The 17,415-nt window shown below is 69.1% G+C and carries 12 protein-coding genes and 1 tRNA gene; 2 read left to right on the forward strand and 11 right to left on the reverse strand.

Going from position 1 to position 17,415, the window contains the following annotated elements:
• Nucleotides 1-2: 2 nt before the first annotated feature.
• The 6 genes from AC4BG9_RS06565 to rplJ form a co-directional block, all read right to left on the reverse strand.
• Nucleotides 3-1,919: an LTA synthase family protein gene (locus tag AC4BG9_RS06565; protein WP_490570287.1), complete on the reverse strand. Its 1,917-nt coding sequence runs from the start codon at nucleotides 1,917-1,919 to the stop codon at nucleotides 3-5.
• Between the two features lie 47 nt (nucleotides 1,920-1,966).
• Nucleotides 1,967-2,818, reverse strand: coding sequence for a DUF429 domain-containing protein (locus AC4BG9_RS06570; protein WP_490570288.1), 852 nt, complete (start codon nucleotides 2,816-2,818; stop codon nucleotides 1,967-1,969).
• A 145-nt stretch (nucleotides 2,819-2,963) separates the two neighbouring features.
• Nucleotides 2,964-6,842 carry a DNA-directed RNA polymerase subunit beta' gene (locus tag AC4BG9_RS06575; protein ID WP_490570289.1) on the reverse strand — a complete coding sequence of 1,293 codons (3,879 nt, stop codon included), beginning with the start codon at nucleotides 6,840-6,842 and terminating at the stop codon, nucleotides 2,964-2,966.
• 88 nt (nucleotides 6,843-6,930) lie between these two features.
• On the reverse strand, nucleotides 6,931-10,476 hold the full coding sequence (gene rpoB / locus AC4BG9_RS06580) for a DNA-directed RNA polymerase subunit beta (protein WP_490570649.1): 3,546 nt from the start codon (nucleotides 10,474-10,476) through the stop codon (nucleotides 6,931-6,933).
• 523 nt (nucleotides 10,477-10,999) lie between these two features.
• Nucleotides 11,000-11,389 (reverse strand): 50S ribosomal protein L7/L12, encoded by a 390-nt coding sequence (rplL, locus tag AC4BG9_RS06585; protein WP_490570290.1) that lies wholly within the window; start codon nucleotides 11,387-11,389, stop codon nucleotides 11,000-11,002.
• A gap of 81 nt (nucleotides 11,390-11,470) precedes the next feature.
• The gene (gene rplJ / locus AC4BG9_RS06590; protein ID WP_490570291.1) at nucleotides 11,471-12,118 is read right to left on the reverse strand and encodes a 50S ribosomal protein L10; all 648 of its coding nucleotides are present in this window, start codon (nucleotides 12,116-12,118) and stop codon (nucleotides 11,471-11,473) included.
• A gap of 282 nt (nucleotides 12,119-12,400) precedes the next feature.
• Between rplJ and AC4BG9_RS06595 the strand changes: the two genes are divergently transcribed.
• Nucleotides 12,401-13,384, forward strand: coding sequence for a DnaB-like helicase C-terminal domain-containing protein (locus tag AC4BG9_RS06595; protein ID WP_490570292.1), 984 nt, complete (start codon nucleotides 12,401-12,403; stop codon nucleotides 13,382-13,384).
• Between the two features lie 89 nt (nucleotides 13,385-13,473).
• On the opposite strand, the gene rplA is transcribed toward AC4BG9_RS06595, so the two are convergent.
• The 5 genes from rplA to AC4BG9_RS06620 form a co-directional block, all read right to left on the reverse strand.
• Nucleotides 13,474-14,193 carry a 50S ribosomal protein L1 gene (gene rplA / locus AC4BG9_RS06600; protein WP_490570293.1) on the reverse strand — a complete coding sequence of 240 codons (720 nt, stop codon included), beginning with the start codon at nucleotides 14,191-14,193 and terminating at the stop codon, nucleotides 13,474-13,476.
• Nucleotides 14,194-14,278: 85 nt separating this feature from the next.
• A complete protein-coding gene (gene rplK / locus AC4BG9_RS06605) occupies nucleotides 14,279-14,707 on the reverse strand; it encodes a 50S ribosomal protein L11 (RefSeq protein WP_489964422.1) in 429 nt (142 codons plus the stop codon).
• A 91-nt stretch (nucleotides 14,708-14,798) separates the two neighbouring features.
• The gene (nusG, locus tag AC4BG9_RS06610) at nucleotides 14,799-15,584 is read right to left on the reverse strand and encodes a transcription termination/antitermination protein NusG (protein WP_490570294.1); all 786 of its coding nucleotides are present in this window, start codon (nucleotides 15,582-15,584) and stop codon (nucleotides 14,799-14,801) included.
• A 69-nt stretch (nucleotides 15,585-15,653) separates the two neighbouring features.
• Complete coding sequence (gene secE / locus AC4BG9_RS06615) at nucleotides 15,654-15,920, reverse strand: preprotein translocase subunit SecE (RefSeq protein WP_490570295.1); 267 nt, start codon at nucleotides 15,918-15,920, stop codon at nucleotides 15,654-15,656.
• A gap of 56 nt (nucleotides 15,921-15,976) precedes the next feature.
• Nucleotides 15,977-16,049: transfer RNA gene (locus tag AC4BG9_RS06620), tRNA-Trp, on the reverse strand.
• A 119-nt stretch (nucleotides 16,050-16,168) separates the two neighbouring features.
• Here AC4BG9_RS06620 and AC4BG9_RS06625 point away from each other — a divergent pair.
• On the forward strand, nucleotides 16,169-17,404 hold the full coding sequence (locus AC4BG9_RS06625) for a pyridoxal phosphate-dependent aminotransferase (RefSeq protein WP_490570296.1): 1,236 nt from the start codon (nucleotides 16,169-16,171) through the stop codon (nucleotides 17,402-17,404).
• Nucleotides 17,405-17,415 lie beyond the last annotated feature (11 nt).

Consider the following 17,415-nt stretch of genomic DNA (forward strand, 5'->3'; position numbering starts at 1 on the left):
CCTCAGTCCGGGAGGGCGTAGAAGCGCTCGGTCGAGCGACTGCGCCCCTCGATCTGGTCGTACTGGACGAGCCGGTACTCCTCGAGCAGCTCTCGGGCCCGGCCGGTGAGCTCGTCGGGGTCCACCTCGGCGCCGTGGCGGTCCTGCACGAGCTGCGGCGTCAGCACCGGGAGCTCCTGGCGCAGGTCGGTGAGGAGCGCCGACATCGGCGTCACGGGGGCCCCCGTCGCCTCGCGCAGCAGCGGCCAGAGGTGGGTCGGACCGACGGGGTCGACCTGCTCGGTCCGGCTCAGCGGGACGTTGCCGAAGACCACCCACGGCGTCTCGTAGCGCCTCACCTCACCGTTCCTGCGGAGCAGCCCCTCGGGCCAGATCGCGGGGAGGTGGTCGCCGTAGACGAGCACGACCGTCGGCTCGTCGAGGGCCGCGACACCCGCCACCAGGTCGGCCAGGGCCTCGTCCGAGTGCTTGATGCCGCGCAGGTACTGGCCGACCCCCGCAGAGAGCTCCTCCCCCGCGACACGCGCCCCGATCGGGTCGGGGTAGCGGTCCTCGTACGGCGCGTGGTTCTGCATCGAGACCGCGTTGATGAGCATCGGCTCCTCGGTCTCCTCGAGCTCGTCGAGCACCTCCCGGTAGAGGGCCCGGTCGCTGACGTAGTGCCACCGCCCCAGCGTCTGCTTGCGGCGCATCTGGTCCGAGAACTTCGTGCGGTCGAACCCCAGAGCCGGATAGGCGGTACCGCGCCGGTAGAAGCTCCCGCCGAAGGAGTGCATCGCCAGCTTGGCCCGCTTGGTCTCGACGCGGGCGTTGACGAATCCCGGGAAGCGGGCGTGGCCGGGGAGGAGCTGCTGGAACGGCGTGCGCGCCTGTGGTTGGAGGTTGGCGGCGGCGAGCCCGGTGAGCACCTCGAACTCCATGGTCGAGGTGCCGCCTCCGTACCCGACGCTGACCATCCGCCCCGAGGGGTTGCTCCCCATCAGCTCGCGGGTGAACGGGATCGGGTCCTCCTCCAGCTCGAGGCCGTCCAGCCAGGTGGGGTCGCTGAACGACTCGCTCAGCACCACCACGATGTTGGTGTCCTTCAGCGCGGCGGGATCGCGGGAGGCGTTCAGCTCCCGGGCCCGGGCGACGTACTTGTCGGCGAGCGCCGACATCGTCTCCTCGTCGTAGCCGTCGGGGCGCTTCATCGGCTTCGCCGGCATGTTGTAGAGCAGCGCCGGCAGGAACCCGTTGGCCCGGTAGTTGTCCCACTGGTCCCAGGCCACCCACTCGGCGCCGCCCGCCTCGTAGCCGGCGCGCAGCAGGTTGCGCTCGTCGTTGAAGGTGAGCGTCGCGTGGAGGACCAGGGCTCCGACGACGACGTACCCGACGCGGAGCAGCGGCGGGGCGCCGCGCACCCCTGTCGTCCGGCGACGTCGCGCCGCGGCCCACGTGGCGGCGGCCAGGGCGAGCACGGCGAGCACGCCCGCGAGCCCCAGCTGCCAGACCGGGATCCCCGCGTTGTCCAGCAGGAACCCGGTCTGGTCGAGGTAGGCGACGTCGGTCGGGAAGAGCGGCTCGAGGCGGAGCCTGGCCTTCTCGTCGCTGGCCACCACGGTGACGCCGGTGAGCAGGCCCAGGGCGAGGACGGCGGCCACCCGCGACCCCAGCAGGCCCAGCACCAGCAGGGAGAGGAGCCACAGGACGACCGCGCTGAGGGCCAGCACCACCCAGGGCAGCTCGCCGATCCCGCCGACGTCGCCCTGCAACAGGCCACGGAACCGGTGCTCGGCGACCAGGACGCAGCCGACGGCGGCCAGGGCGGTGACGCCGAGATCGACCAGCAGCTGGCGCCGGGACCAGGCCGCTCGATCCGGCCGATCCGTTCGGGTCCTGCTGTCCTGCTGCCCCTCCTGAAACCCCGGATCGCCGTTCACGGGGACAGGCTATGTCGGCCTCCGGAGCATCGCCGAACCGTCGGGCCTCAGACGCGGATCGCGGCCGGGACGCCGTCGGAGAAGACCTCGGGCTCCGCCGGGAACGACTCCGCCACCCCCACGGCGTACCGGGCGGCGCTCCACGCGGCGGCGCAGGCGTCGAGGAGGTCGTCGACCGCGTAGCCCGGCCCGGCGGCGAGCCAGGGCAGCGGGAAGCCGGCCGCCCGGAGGGCGGCCTCGCGCGCCTGCTGCCCCTCGGGGGTGCGCTTGGCGGCCGGCACCGGGGCACCGGCGAGGCGGGCGAAGGAGAGCTCCGGATGGACCTCCACCACCCGGACCGGCGGAGTGCCCCGCACGTAGCCGTCGACGTCGAGGATGCGCTCCCGCAGGGCCCAGGCCTGGGCGGAGGCGCTCTGCCCGTCCGTGGCGGCGACGTTCGCCGCGCGGGCCTCGGCGTAGCTGCCCGCCTCGTAGGCCGCCCGGGTCAGGGTGGTGAAGACCGAGGAGGACTTCCCCACCAGCTCGCGACGTGCCAGGACGTCGGCCTGCCGGCGCCCGGTGTCGGGCAGCCCGATCGGGATGTCGACCCCCACCACCTGGACCGGCTCGGCCTCGCGGGCCAGCTCCACCAGACCGGCCAGGGTGGGGGCGGCGAGCACCCGGCTCCGGCCGCCGGCGAGCAGCACCCCCACCCAGCTGCCCTTGCCGGCGTCGACGCCGAGCACCGGCGGCACGTCAGCGGGCAGGGCCGTCGCGGCCGCGGGGGCGGCGGCGAACCGCTCGGCGAGGGCCGCCAGCTCGCGGGAGACGTCGAGCCCGGCCTGATCCGCGAGGCCGCCGAGCTCGGCGAGCAGCCGCTCGGCCCGGGCGGCGACCGCCCGCTCGTCCTGCTCGCCCATGCGCGTCATCCTGCCAGCAGGAACCGCGCCGTGAAGACACGCGGGCATGGCAGGGGCATGGCAGGGGGCATGGCACGAGGGCCGGACCCCGCCTGTGCGGGATCCGACCCTCGTGGGTGACTACGTCGCCTCGGCGACTGCTCGATCAGCTCTGGTAGGAGCCGAAGTCGAAGTCGTCCAGCGCGACGGCCTGGCCGGAGCCCTGGCCGAAGTCGTAGTCGTAGGAGTCGTAGCCGGTGACGGAGTACGCCGCGGCGCGGGCCTCCTCGGTGGGCTCCACCCGGACGTTGCGGTACCGCTCGAGGCCGGTACCCGCCGGGATCAGCTTGCCGATGATCACGTTCTCCTTCAGACCCAGCAGCGAGTCGGAGCGACCGTGGATCGCGGCGTCGGTGAGCACCCGGGTGGTCTCCTGGAAGGAGGCCGCGGAGAGCCACGACTCCGTCGCCAGCGAGGCCTTGGTGATCCCCATCAGCTCGGCGCGACCCGAGGCCGGCGTGCCGCCCTCGGAGACGACCCGACGGTTCTCCTCCTCGAAGCGGGCCCGGTCGACCAGGTCGGAGGGCAGCAGGTTGGTGTCGCCCGACTCGATGACCGTCACGCGGCGCAGCATCTGCCGCACGATGATCTCGATGTGCTTGTCGTGGATCGACACACCCTGGCTGCGGTAGACCTCCTGCACCTCGTCGACGAGGTGCTGCTGCGCCCGGCGGATGCCGAGGATCCGCAGCACCTCCTTCGGGTCGGGGGTACCGACCGTCAGCTGCTGGCCGACCTGGATGCTCTCGCCGTCCGCGACGTTGAGCCGCGACCGCTTCGAGACCGGGTACTCGACGACCTCGGAGCCGTCGTCGGGGGTGATGATGACCTTGCGGGCCTTGTCGGTCTCCTCGATCTCGACCCGGCCGGCGACCTCGGAGATCGGCGACAGACCCTTGGGCTGACGCGCCTCGAAGAGCTCGACCACGCGGGGCAGACCCTGGGTGATGTCGCTGGCCGAGGCCGAACCACCGGTGTGGAAGGTACGCATGGTCAGCTGCGTGCCGGGCTCACCGATCGACTGGGCCGCGATGATGCCGACGGCCTCGCCGATGTCGACCAGCTTGCCGGTGGCCAGCGAGCGGCCGTAGCACTTGGCGCAGGTACCGGTCTTGGCGTCGCAGGTCAGCACGGAGCGGACCTTGACCTCCTCGATGCCGGCCGCCACGAGCTCGCCGATCTTGACGTCACCGAGGTCCTCACCGGCGACGGCGAGCACCTCCCCGGTCTCCGGGTGGGCGATGTCGACCGCCGCCGAGCGGGCGTAGGCCGCCGTCTCGGAGTGCGGGTGCTTGACGATCGTGCCGTCCTCGCGACGCTCACCGATCTGCTTGGGCAGACCGCGCTCGGTGCCGCAGTCCTCCTCGCGGATGATGACGTCCTGCGAGACGTCGACCAGACGACGGGTCAGGTAGCCCGAGTCGGCGGTACGCAGCGCGGTGTCGGCGAGACCCTTGCGCGCACCGTGGGTGGCGATGAAGTACTCCAGGACGGTCAGGCCCTCGCGGAAGTTCGACTTGATCGGCCGCGGGATGATCTCGCCCTTCGGGTTGGCCACCAGTCCTCGCATGGCCGCCACCTGACGGATCTGGTTCATGTTCCCCGACGCGCCGGAGTCGACCATCATGTAGATCGGGTTGGCCCGGTCGAAGGTCTTCTCCATGGCGCGACCGACCTCGGCCGCGGCCTGGGTCCAGATCTCGATGAGCTCCTGGCGACGCTCGTCGTCGGTGACCAGACCGCGCTCGAACTGGGTCTGCACCTTGGCGGCCTGGGTCTCGTAGCCCGACAGGATCTGGGCCTTCTCCGGCGGCGTGGTGACGTCGTCGATGGAAACCGTGACCCCCGAGCGGGTGGCCCAGTGGAAGCCGGCGTCCTTCAGGGCGTCCAGGGACGCCGCGACCTCGACCTTGGTGTAGCGCTCCGCCAGGTCGTTGACGATCTGGCCGAGCGCCTTCTTGCCCACCTCGTAGTTGACGAAGGGGTAGTCGCCGGGCAGGCAGTCGTTGAAGATCGTCCGGCCGAGCGTGGTCTCGAGGAGGACCGGCTGGCCGTCCTCCAGGTCGGCGGCGCCCTCGAGGTCCATCGGCGCGACGATGCCGTCGAGCCGGATCCGGACCTTGCTCTGCAGCGAGATCTCGCCGCGGTCGAAGGCCATGATGGCCTCGGCCTGCGAGGAGAAGGCGCGCCCCGAGCCCGGCTGGTCCTCACGGTCGGTGGTGAGGAAGAACAGACCGATGATCATGTCCTGGGTCGGCATGGTGACCGGCCGGCCGTCGGACGGCTTGAGGATGTTGTTGGTCGAGAGCATCAGGATCCGCGCCTCGGCCTGGGCCTCGGCCGACAGCGGCAGGTGCACCGCCATCTGGTCACCGTCGAAGTCAGCGTTGAACGCGCTGCAGACGAGCGGGTGGATCTGGATGGCCTTGCCCTCGATCAGCTGGGGCTCGAAGGCCTGGATGCCGAGTCGGTGCAGGGTGGGTGCACGGTTGAGCAGCACCGGGTGCTCGGTGATGACCTCTTCCAGCACGTCCCACACCACGGGGCGGGCGCGCTCGACCATCCGCTTGGCGGACTTGATGTTCTGGGCGTGGCTGAGGTCGACGAGCCGCTTCATCACGAAGGGCTTGAAGAGCTCGAGCGCCATCTGCTTGGGCAGACCGCACTGGTGCAGCTTGAGCTGCGGACCCGACACGATGACCGAACGGCCCGAGTAGTCCACGCGCTTGCCGAGCAGGTTCTGACGGAAGCGACCCTGCTTGCCCTTGAGCATGTCGGAGAGGGACTTCAGCGGCCGGTTGCCCGGGCCGGTGACGGGGCGACCACGACGGCCGTTGTCGAACAGCGAGTCGACGGCCTCCTGGAGCATCCGCTTCTCGTTGTTGACGATGATCTCCGGCGCGCCGAGGTCCAGCAGCCGCTTGAGGCGGTTGTTCCGGTTGATCACGCGGCGGTAGAGGTCGTTGAGGTCGGAGGTGGCGAAGCGGCCACCGTCGAGCTGGACCATGGGGCGCAGGTCCGGCGGGATGACCGGGACGGCGTCGAGCACCATGCCGATCGGCTGGTTGCCGGTCTTGCGGAAGGCGTCGACGACCTTGAGGCGCTTCAGCGCCCGGACCTTGCGCTGGCCCTTGCCGTTGGCGATGGTGTCGCGCAGCGACTCCACCTCGGCCTCGATGTCGAAGTCCTGGAGGCGCTTCTGGATCGCGGTCGCGCCCATGTAGCCCTCGAAGTACTTGCCGAACCAGTTCTTCATCTCGCGGTAGAGGATCTCGTCGCCGAGCAGGTCCTGGACCTTGAGCGACTTGAAGGTCGACCAGATCTCCTCGAGCCGGGCCAGCTCGCTGTCCGCACGCTTGCGGATCGCGGCCATCTCGCGCTCGGCGCCGTCCTTGACCTTGCGGCGCTGGTCGGCCTTGGCACCCTCGGCCTCGAGGGCCTCGAGGTCCTCCTCGAGCTTCTTGGCCCGCTCGTCGACCATCGAGTCGCGGCGCTTCTCCAGGCGCTCCCGCTCCAGGCCGACCTTGTTCTCCAGGGTCTCCATGTCGCGGTGACGCGCGTCCTCGTCGACCGAGGTGATCATGTAGGCGGCGAAGTAGATGACCTTCTCGAGGTCCTTCGGCGCCAGGTCGAGCAGGTAGCCCAGGCGCGAGGGCACGCCCTTGAAGTACCAGATGTGGGTGACCGGGGCGGCGAGCTCGATGTGGCCCATCCGCTCACGGCGCACCTTGGAGCGGGTCACCTCGACGCCGCAGCGCTCGCAGATGATGCCCTTGAAGCGCACGCGCTTGTACTTGCCGCAGTAGCACTCCCAGTCCCGGGTGGGACCGAAGATCTTCTCGCAGAAGAGGCCGTCACGCTCGGGCTTGAGCGTGCGGTAGTTGATGGTCTCCGGCTTCTTGACCTCACCGTGGCTCCACGTGCGGATGTCATCCGCGGTGGCCAGGCCGATCCGAAGCTGGTCGAAGAAGTTCACGTCGAGCACGTTGGCTTCAATTCCTTCGTTAGTTCTCTTTGAATCAAGACGGTGACTGAGGCGGGCGGCGCGTCCGTCGGACGCGCCGCCTCACGACTCAGACTTCTTCGACGGAGCTGGGCTCGCGACGGGACAGGTCGATGCCGAGCTCCTCGGCCGCGCGGAAGACGTCTTCCTCGGCGTCCTTCATCTCGATGGTGGAGCCGTCCTGCGACAGCACCTCCACGTTGAGGCAGAGCGACTGCATCTCCTTGATGAGCACCTTGAACGACTCGGGGATACCGGAGTCGGGGATGTTCTCACCCTTCACGATGGCTTCGTAGACCTTGACGCGACCAGGCACGTCGTCGGACTTGATCGTCAGCAGCTCCTGCAGGGCGTAGGCCGCGCCGTACGCCTCCATCGCCCAGACCTCCATCTCACCGAAGCGCTGGCCACCGAACTGGGCCTTACCGCCGAGCGGCTGCTGGGTGATCATGGAGTACGGACCGGTCGAGCGCGCGTGGATCTTGTCGTCGACCAGGTGGTGGAGCTTGAGGATGTACATGTAGCCGACCGAGACCGGGTCCGGGAACGGCTCGCCGGAGCGGCCGTCGAACAGGTTGGCCTTGCCGGTCTCGTCGATCAGCCGCACGCCGTCACGGTTGGGCAGCGTGGCGCCCAGCAGGCCGGTGATCTCGTCCTCACGGGCACCGTCGAAGACCGGGGTCGCCACCTTGGTGCCGGCCTCGCTCTTCTCGGCGTGGATCGACATGAGCCGGTCCTGCCACTCCTCGGAGCCACGGTCGGCGTGCAGGTCGAGGTCCCAGCCCTGCTTGGCCAGCCAGCCCAGGTGGAGCTCGAGGATCTGGCCGATGTTCATCCGTCGCGGCACACCCAGCGGGTTGAGCACCACGTCGACGGCGGTGCCGTCCTCCATGAACGGCATGTCCTCGACGGGCAGGATCTTGGCGATGACGCCCTTGTTGCCGTGGCGGCCGGCCAGCTTGTCGCCGACCGAGATCTTCCGCTTCTGGGCCACGTAGACGCGGACCAGCTGGTTGACGCCGGGCGGCAGCTCGTCGCCGTCCTCGCGGTCGAAGACCCGGACGCCGATGACGGTGCCGGACTCGCCGTGCGGCACCTTCATCGAGGTGTCGCGGACCTCGCGCGCCTTCTCGCCGAAGATCGCGCGCAGCAGGCGCTCCTCCGGGGTCAGCTCGGTCTCGCCCTTGGGGGTGACCTTGCCGACCAGGATGTCGCCGGTGGTGACCTCGGCGCCGATGCGGATGATGCCGCGCTCGTCGAGGTCGGCCAGGCCCTCCTCGGAGATGTTCGGGATGTCCCGGGTGATCTCCTCGGGGCCGAGCTTGGTGTCGCGGGCGTCGACCTCGTGCTCCTCGATGTGAATCGAGGTGAGGACGTCCTCCTGCACCAGGCGCTGGCTGAGGATGATGGCGTCCTCGTAGTTGTGCCCCTGCCACGGCATGAAGGCGACGAGCAGGTTGGTGCCCAGTGCCATCTCGGCGTTGTCGGTGCACGGACCGTCGGCGATCGGCGAGCCGACCTCGACCCGGTCACCCTCGACGACCAGCGGACGCTGGTTGATGCAGGTGCCCTGGTTGGACCGCTTGAACTTGGCCATCCGGTAGGTCTGGTAGGTGCCGTCGTCGTTCATCGTCTCGATGGCGTCGGCGGAGACCGCCTTGACCACACCGGCCTTCTCGGCCACGACCACGTCGCCGGCGTCGACCGCGGCGCGGTACTCCATGCCGGTGCCGACCAGCGGGCTGTCGCTGCGGATCAGCGGCACGGCCTGGCGCTGCATGTTGGCGCCCATCAGCGCGCGGTTGGCGTCGTCGTGCTCCAGGAACGGGATCAGCGCGGTGGCGACCGAGACCATCTGGCGCGGGGAGACGTCCATGTAGTCGACGTCGGCGGCCAGGATCTCGGAGACCTCGCCGTCCTTCTGCCGGACCAGCACCCGCTCCTCGAGGAACCGGTTGTCCTCGTCGAGGCGCGCGTTGGCCTGGGCGATGACGTAGCGGTCCTCGTCGTCGGCGGTGAGGTAGTCGATCTGGTCGGTCACCACACCGTTCTCGACCTTGCGGTAGGGCGTCTCGACGAAGCCGAACGGGTTGATCCGCCCGTAGGAGGCCAGCGAGCCGATCAGGCCGATGTTGGGGCCTTCCGGGGTCTCGATGGGGCACATCCGGCCGTAGTGCGAGGTGTGGACGTCACGGACCTCCATGCCCGCGCGGTCACGGGAGAGACCGCCGGGGCCCAGCGCGGAGAGCCGGCGCTTGTGCGTCAGGCCCGCGATCGGGTTGGTCTGGTCCATGAACTGCGAGAGCTGGGAGGTCCCGAAGAACTCCTTCAGCGCCGCGACGACCGGACGGATGTTGATCAGCGACTGCGGCGTGATGGCCTCGACGTCCTGGGTGGTCATCCGCTCCCGGACCACGCGCTCCATCCGGGCCAGGCCGGTGCGCAGCTGGTTCTGGATGAGCTCGCCGACCGTGCGCATCCGGCGGTTGCCGAAGTGGTCGATGTCGTCGGCGTAGACCTTGACCGGCTTGTCGTCGGAGCCGATGACGACCGCGCCCGACGGGTCGACCAGGTCGACCGGCTCGCTCGGCGCGCCGCTGGCGTGCAGCTGCACGATGTAGCGGATCGCGTTGACGACGTCGTTGATGGTCAGCGTCTGCTGGTCGAACGGCTCGTGCAGGCCGAGCTTCTTGTTGATCTTGTAGCGACCGACCTTGGCCAGGTCGTAGCGCTTGGGGTTGAAGTAGTAGTTCTTCAACAGGGTCAGCGCGGCCTCGCGGGTGGGCGGCTCGCCCGGGCGCAGCTTGCGGTAGATGTCGAGGAGGGCGTCGTCGGGGCCCTGGGTGTTGTCCTTCTCCTCGGTGAGCTGGATCGACTCGTACTGGCGCAGCTCGGCCATCACCGACTCGTAGTCGTAGGGCTCGCCCTCGTAGCCCTCCTCCTGGGCCAGCGCCTGGAGCGCCTTGAGGAGGACCGTGACGTTCTGCTTGCGCTTGCGGTCGAGGCGGACGCCGACCAGGTCGCGCTTGTCGATCTCGAACTCGAGCCAGGCACCACGCGAGGGGATGACCTTGGCGGTGTAGATGTCCTTGTCGGACGTCTTGTCGGCGGTGCGCTCGAAGTAGGCGCCGGGCGACCGCACGAGCTGGGAGACCACGACACGCTCGGTGCCGTTGATGATGAAGGTGCCCTTCTTCGTCATCATCGGGAACTCGCCCATGAACACGGTCTGGGCCTTGATCTCGCCCGTGGTGTTGTTCATGAACTCGGCCGAGACGTAGAGGGGGCGGGAGTAGGTGAAGTCCTTCTCCTTGCACTCCTCCTCGGTGTACTTGGGGTCGACGAAGACCGGGTTCTCGAAGGACAGCGACATGGTGTCGTTGAAGTCCTCGATGGGAGAGATCTCCTCGAAGATCTCCTGGAGGCCCGACTTCTCCGAGACGTCGTCGCCGGCGGCGCGGCGGGCGGCGACGGTCTCCTCCCACTTCTCGTCACCGATCAGCCAGTGGAAGCTGTCGGTCTGAAGAGCAAGCAGAGGGGGAACCTCGAGAGGCTCCTTGATCTTTGCGAAAGAGATGCGGCGGGGGTTTCCAGCAGAGCTGCGCGCGGCCAAGATGCGTCCTTCGAATCATCGCTGAAGGTGAAGTGGCGTCACCCACCACTACATCACCCGTCCGGTCAGGGTGAGAGCATATGAGGGCAGACGCAACTCATGATGCTAGCGCAGAGACGCACGCAGGACAAACCCCCGATGGGGGTCCAGAAACTCCGTGCGGTTGCGAAGATGATGGCTCGCCGGAAGCCGAAGGTCAAGCCACCCGGCCGCGGGACCGGCCCGCTCGGCCGGCGGCGCTCACCACCACATGAACGTCTCGTACGGTGTGGTGATCTTGCCGCCGTAGTCCGAGGCGCGCTCGCACCCGCCCTCGAGCCGACACCTGACCACCGACCGAACCGCGCGGGGTGCGCAGCTCGAGGACGAAGCGCCTCGCGGACTCCCACCGCACCGTCTGGCTCGACGACGCCGGAGTCGAGGCCGACGACCGTACGTCGCGTGAGCGGGCCCGGGACGCACAGAGGCGGCCACCCCGATGGGGTGGCCGCCTCCGCGGTGGTGCTTGCCCCCGAGGGGGCGGGGGTCACTTGAGGGTGACGGTGGCGCCGGCGCCCTCGAGGGACTCCTTGGCCTTCTCGGCGGCAGCCTTGTCGACCTTCTCCAGGATCGCCTTGGGGGCACCCTCGACGAGGTCCTTGGCCTCCTTCAGACCGAGGGAGGTCAGGGCGCGCACCTCCTTGATGACGTTGATCTTCTTGTCACCAGCGGCCTCGAGGATGACGTCGAACTCGTCCTGCTCGGCGGCGGCCTCGGCGCCGGCGGCGCCACCGGCAGCCGGGGCGGCGGCAACGGCGACGGGGGCGGCGGCGGTCACGCCGAAGGTGTCCTCGAACTCCTTCACGAACTCGGAGAGCTCGATGAGGGTCATCTCCTTGAACGCGTCGAGGAGGTCAGCGGTGCTGAGCTTCGCCATGGTTGGCGTTTCCTTCCATTCGGTGGACGACCGGGGTTCCCGGGCCGTCCTGGGGTTTCAGGTGGTGGTGGTGTGACGCCCTCAGGCGTCGGTGGCCTCGGTCGCCTCGTCGTCGGACGACTCGGCGGGGGCCTCCTCGGCAGCGGGGGCTGCGGCCTCGTCGGCAGCGACCTCCGGGGCCGGCGTACCGGCACCACCTGCGAGGATCGAGGGGTCCTGCTCCGCCTTCGCCTGCAGGGCGCCGGCGAGCCGGGCAGCCTGTGCGAGCGGGGCGTTGAGCAGGTAGACGGCCTGGGACAGCGAGGCGAGCATCGCGCCCGCCATCTTGCCCAGGAGCACCTCGCGCGACTCGAGGTCGGCCAGCTTGGCCACCTCTGCCGCGTCCAGCGTGTTGCCGTCCAGGACACCACCCTTGATCACAAGGGCGGGGTTCGCCTTGGCAAAGTCACGCAGACCCTTGGCCGCCTCCACGACGTCACCGCTGATGAAGGCGATGGCGGTGGGACCGGTCAACAGGTCGTCGAAGCCTTCGATGCCCGCCTCGTTGGCGGCCAGCTTGGCCAGCGTGTTCTTGACCACGGCGTAGTTGGCGTTCTCGCCGAGGGAGCGCCGCAGGTCCTGCAGCTGCTTCACGGTGAGACCGCGGTACTCGGTCAGCACAGCACCGGCGGACTCGTTGAACGACTCAACGATCTCCGCGACGGCTGCTGTCTTCTCTGGCCGCGCCATGGGTCTCCTTCCGGACTACGTCGAAGACAGTCGGGCGGATCCACAAAGACGAACGCCCCGGGCGCAAGGCCCAGGGCGTGGACCCGGATCGCTCCGGGTGACTCTGGAACCTGCGCTGGCCGTCCGCTTCACGGAACCTTCGACCGACACCCCACGAGGGAGAGCCGGTCACCGGCGGTCTCTGGTTACTCCGACAAGAGTAGGGGTCGGCGAGGGGCCTGCCAAATCCTCGTTCCCGTCTCCTGTACCCGCCCCCTGTGATGGAATCCGCAGGTGGAATCGATGAACTCCCTCGACGAGGTGCTCGAGCGTGTCGACGCCCGCCTCCTCTCCCCAGGGACCGACGTGCGCATCTGGTCCACCGGGTTCCCCCTCCTCGACGACGCCCTCGGCGGCGGGCTGCGGGCCGGAGCCCTGAACCTGCTGGCCGGCTCCCAGGGCGAGGGCAAGACGACCTTCGCCCTGCAGGTGGCCCGGCAGTGCGCCCGGCAGGGCCGGCCGGTCCTCTTCTTCTCCTACGAGCTCGAGGCGGAGGTGCTGCTGCAGAAGGTGATCGCCGCCGAGGCTGCGGACTCCGGCGTCCCCGGCCCCATCTCGGTCTACCAGGTGCGGGCCGCCTTCGAGGCCAGCGACGGCGTCGAGGGCGGGCTGCCCGAGCGGCTCGGGCGCTACCCCGGCGGGCTCGACGCGCTGGCCACGGTCAGCGACTACGCGCCGCGGCTGACGATCCACCGCTCCACCAGCACCCACACCAACCTCGACGTGATCTCCGCGGCGGTCAAGGAGGTGGTCGCCGAGTGCGGGGAGTCCCCGCTGGTGATCGTCGACTACCTGCAGAAGGTGCACCCTCCGGTGGCGATGGAGGAGGAGCAGGCCATCACCCACGTCACCGAGCGGCTCAAGGACGTGGCCATCGAGTTCGACTGCCCGGTGCTGGCCATCTCGGCCTCCGACCGCGCCGGCCTCGAGCCGGGTGCGCGGATGCGGGCGCGCAACATGAAGGGCTCCACCGCGCTGGCCTACGAGGCCGACGTGGTGCTGATCCTGGCCAACAAGGCCGACATCGTGGCCCGCCACCACCTGATGTACGCCGCCAACAACGGCGACCACTTCAAGGAGTGGTCGGTGCTCACGGTCGAGAAGAACCGCTCGGGCCGCACCGGCGCGGAGATCGAGTTCAAGAAGCACTTCGCCTACGGGCGCTTCATCGCCGACGGCGAGGTCGTCGCGGAGAAGCTGGTCGACGAGCGCGTCTTCCTCGACTGATCCCCGCCGCGGCCCGCGGGAGATGCGACAGGGCCGGTCACCCCGTGGGGGTGACCGGCCCTGTCTGCCGTGGCGGGTGGATCAGGCGATCAGGCCTGGCCCTCGTCCTCGACGGCGACGTTCTTGGTACGAGCCGGGTCGATCTGGATGCCGGGGCCCATGGTGGTGGAGACCGTCACCTTGCGGATGTAGCGGCCCTTGGAGCTGGCCGGCTTGAGCCGCAGCACCTCCTCGAGCGCCGCGGCGTAGTTCTCCGCGAGCTGGACCTCGGAGAAGGACGCCTTGCCGATGATGAAGTGCAGGTTGGCGTGACGGTCCACGCGGAACTCGATCTTGCCGCCCTTGATCTCGGACACGGCCTTGGCCACGTCCGGGGTCACGGTGCCGGTCTTCGGGTTCGGCATCAGGCTGCGCGGGCCGAGCACCCGGCCCAGACGACCGACCTTGCCCATCATGTCGGGCGTCGCGACCACGGCGTCGAAGTCGAGCCAGCCGCCGTTGACCTTCTCGATCAGCTCGTCGCCACCGACGTAGTCGGCGCCGGCCTCACGGGCGGCCTCGGCCTTCTCGGCGTTCGCGAAGACCAGGACGCGGGCGGTCTTGCCGGTGCCGTGGGGCAGGTTGACGGTGCCGCGCACCATCTGGTCGGCCTTGCGGGGGTCGACACCGAGACGCATCACGACGTCGAGGGTCTCGTCGAACTTCTTCTTGCTGTTGTCCTTGGCGATCTTGATCGCGGTCAGCGGGGCGTAGAGCTCGTCCTTGTCGAACTTCTCTGCCGCCGCGCGGTAGGTCTTGCTGCGCTGCATGTCTGGTACTCGTTTCTCTCCAGTGTGGTCGCTGAGCCAGCGCGGCTCTGCCACGGGGTGTCGATCAGGTGGGCCGTACGGGGGATCAGTCGGTGGTGACGCCCATGGAGCGGGCGGTCCCCTCGACGATCTTCATGGCGGCCTCGATGTCGTTGGCGTTGAGGTCCGGCAGCTTGGTCTGCGCGATCTCGCGGACCTGGTCCTTGGTGAGCTTGCCGACCTTCTCCTTGTCGGGGACGCCCGAGCCCTTGGCCAGGCCGGCGGCCTTCTTGATCAGCTCGGCGGCCGGAGGGGTCTTGGTGATGAACGTGAACGAGCGGTCCTCGTAGATGGTGATCTCGACGGGGATGACGTTGCCGCGCATGGACTCGGTCTGCGCGTTGTAGGCCTTGCAGAAGTCCATGATGTTCACGCCGTGGGGGCCGAGCGCGGTACCCACCGGCGGCGCCGGGGTCGCGGAGCCGGCCTGCAGCTGCACCTTGACCAGGGCAGCGATCTTCTTCTTGGGGGGCATCTCTAGGTGCTTCCTTCGATTCGTACGTCGTGGTCTTGTCGAGCCGGGCACGATCCCGGCTCTGCCACCTCGGGTGTTGCTGTGCTGTGCTTCAGACCCGCTGGATCTGGCTGAAGCTCAGCTCGACCGGGGTCTCCCGGCCGAAGATCTCGACGAGGGCCTTGACCCTCTGGGACTCGGCGTTGATCTCGGTGATCGTCGCGTGCAGCGTGGCGAACGGGCCGTCGACCACCATGACGGAGTCGTCGACGTCGAAGTCGGCCACCTCGACCGGCTTCTTGGACGCCGACGTGGCGCCACCGGTCTTGCCGCTGGCGGCCTCGGCCTCGGCCTCGGCGACCGCCACGGCGCTCGGCGCCAGCATCGACTCGACCTCGCTCATCGAGAGCGGGACGGGGTTGTGGCTGTGGCCGACGAAGCCGGTCACAGACGGCGTGTGCCGCACGGCCGACCAGGACTCGTCGGTGAGGTCCATCCGGACCAGGACGTAGCCGGGGAGCACGGTGCGGGTGACCATCTTGCGCTGGCCGTTCTTGATCTCGGCGACCTCCTCGGTCGGCACGACGATCTCGTGGATGTACTCACCCATGTCGAGGGCCTGGATGCGGTTCTCCAGGTTGGCCTTGACCCGCTTCTCCATGCCGGAGTAGGTGTGCACCACGAACCAGTCGCCGGGCTTGGCCCACAGCTCGCGGCGGAACCGCTCCAGCGGGTCGTCGGCGTCGGCGTCCGCGTCGGAATCGTCGGACTCGGCGGTCGCGGCGTCCTCGGCCTCGACCTGCTCGGCCTCGGTCTCCTCGGCCGGCTCGGTCTCGATGGGCTCGGTCGCCTCGATGTCGGCCTGCTCGGCCTCGGTCGAGTCGTTCTGCTCAGACACGTGCTGCTCCGTCACTTGGGATTCCGTTGCTTCTCGCTGGACTGTCGTGGGCCCCGTCCGGGGCGCCGGTCACAACTGGCTGTCGCCGGTGAAGATCTCGAAGACCAGCTTGCCGAACGCCAGGTCGAGGCCTGCGATCAGCGTCATCATCACCAGCACGAAGACCATCACCACGATGAAGTAGGTGACGAGCTGCGACTGGGTGGGCCACACGACCTTGCGGAGCTCGGCGATCACCTGCCGGATGAAGGTCACCGGGTCGGTGCGGGTGCTTCCCGGGGCCTTGTCGGGGCCCTTGCCACCGCGTGGCTCGGGAGCCGCCTTCGTGTCAGACACGTTCGGGCCTCCATCGGAATGTGTGACGAGTTCTGCTGCAGACGTGGTGCGCCTTGCAGGGCACGAGGGACTTGAACCCCCAACCTTCGGTTTTGGAGACCGATGCTCTGCCAGTTGAGCTAGTGCCCTCCGGTTCCGCTTCTCCGCGACGAGCCACCCCGGAGGGCAGGCCGCAGCATGTGGAGAAGCCACCAGACGAGGAGTGTACGGGGCCCCGGACCTCTCGTCCAAACGCCTACCATGGCCACATGAGTGAGTCTCCCACCTCGACCCCGTCCCCCGGCAACCCCCGCGAGCGTCGCATCTCCCGTCGCATCGGTGCCATCGCCGAGTCGGCGACCCTCAAGGTCGACTCCAAGGCCAAGGCGCTGAAGGCGCAGGGGCGCCCCGTGATCGGCTTCGGTGCGGGCGAGCCGGACTTCGCCACCCCCGACTACGTCGTCGAGGCCGCGGTGGAGGCCTGCCGCGACCCGCGCAACCACCGCTACACCCCCGCCGGCGGGCTCCCGGAGCTCAAGCAGGCGATCGTCGAGAAGACCCGCCGTGACAGCGGCTACGAGGTCACCCCGGCCCAGGTGCTGGTGACCAACGGCGGCAAGCAGGCCATCTACGAGGCCTTCGCGGCGATGCTCGACCCGGGCGACGAGGTGATCGTCCCGGCGCCGTACTGGACCACCTACCCGGAGGCGATCGCCCTGGCCGGCGGCGTGCCGGTGCCCGTGCTGGCCGACGAGACCCAGGACTACAAGGTCACCGTGGAGCAGCTGGAGGCGGCGCGCACCGACCGCACCAAGGTGCTCCTCTTCGTCTCCCCCTCCAACCCCACCGGCGCGGTCTACACCAGCGACGAGATCCGGGCGATCGGCCGCTGGGTCGAGGACAACGACCTGTGGGTGCTGACCGACGAGATCTACGAGCACCTGGTCTACGACGACGTCGAGACCGGCTCGATGCCGGTCCTGTGCCCCTTCCTGGCCGACAACTGCGTCGTGGTCAACGGGGTCGCCAAGACCTACGCCATGACCGGCTGGCGGGTCGGCTGGATCCTCGGCCCCGAGGACCTCGTCAAGGCCGCCGCCAACCTCCAGTCGCACGCCACCTCCAACGTCGCCAACGTCTCCCAGCGCGCGGCCCTGGCCGCCATCGCCGGCGACCTGAGCGCCGTGGACGAGATGAAGGTCGCCTTCGACCGGCGCCGCCGGCGGATCGTGGAGATGCTCAACGCGATCGACGGCGTCTACTGCCCCACCCCGGAGGGCGCCTTCTACGCCTACCCCTCGGTCAAGGGCCTGCTGGGCCGCGAGCACGGGGGCCGGATGATCGAGACCTCCGCCGAGCTGGCGGAGTACATCCTCGAGAACGCCGAGGTGGCCGTGGTGCCGGGTGAGGCGTTCGGCTCCCCGGGCTACCTCCGCTTCTCCTACGCCCTCGGAGACGACGACCTCGTCGAGGGCGTCTCCCGGATCCAGAAGCTGTTCTCCTGACCTCCGCGACC

It is taken from the genome of Nocardioides sp. Z40_12, assembly GCF_058215795.1.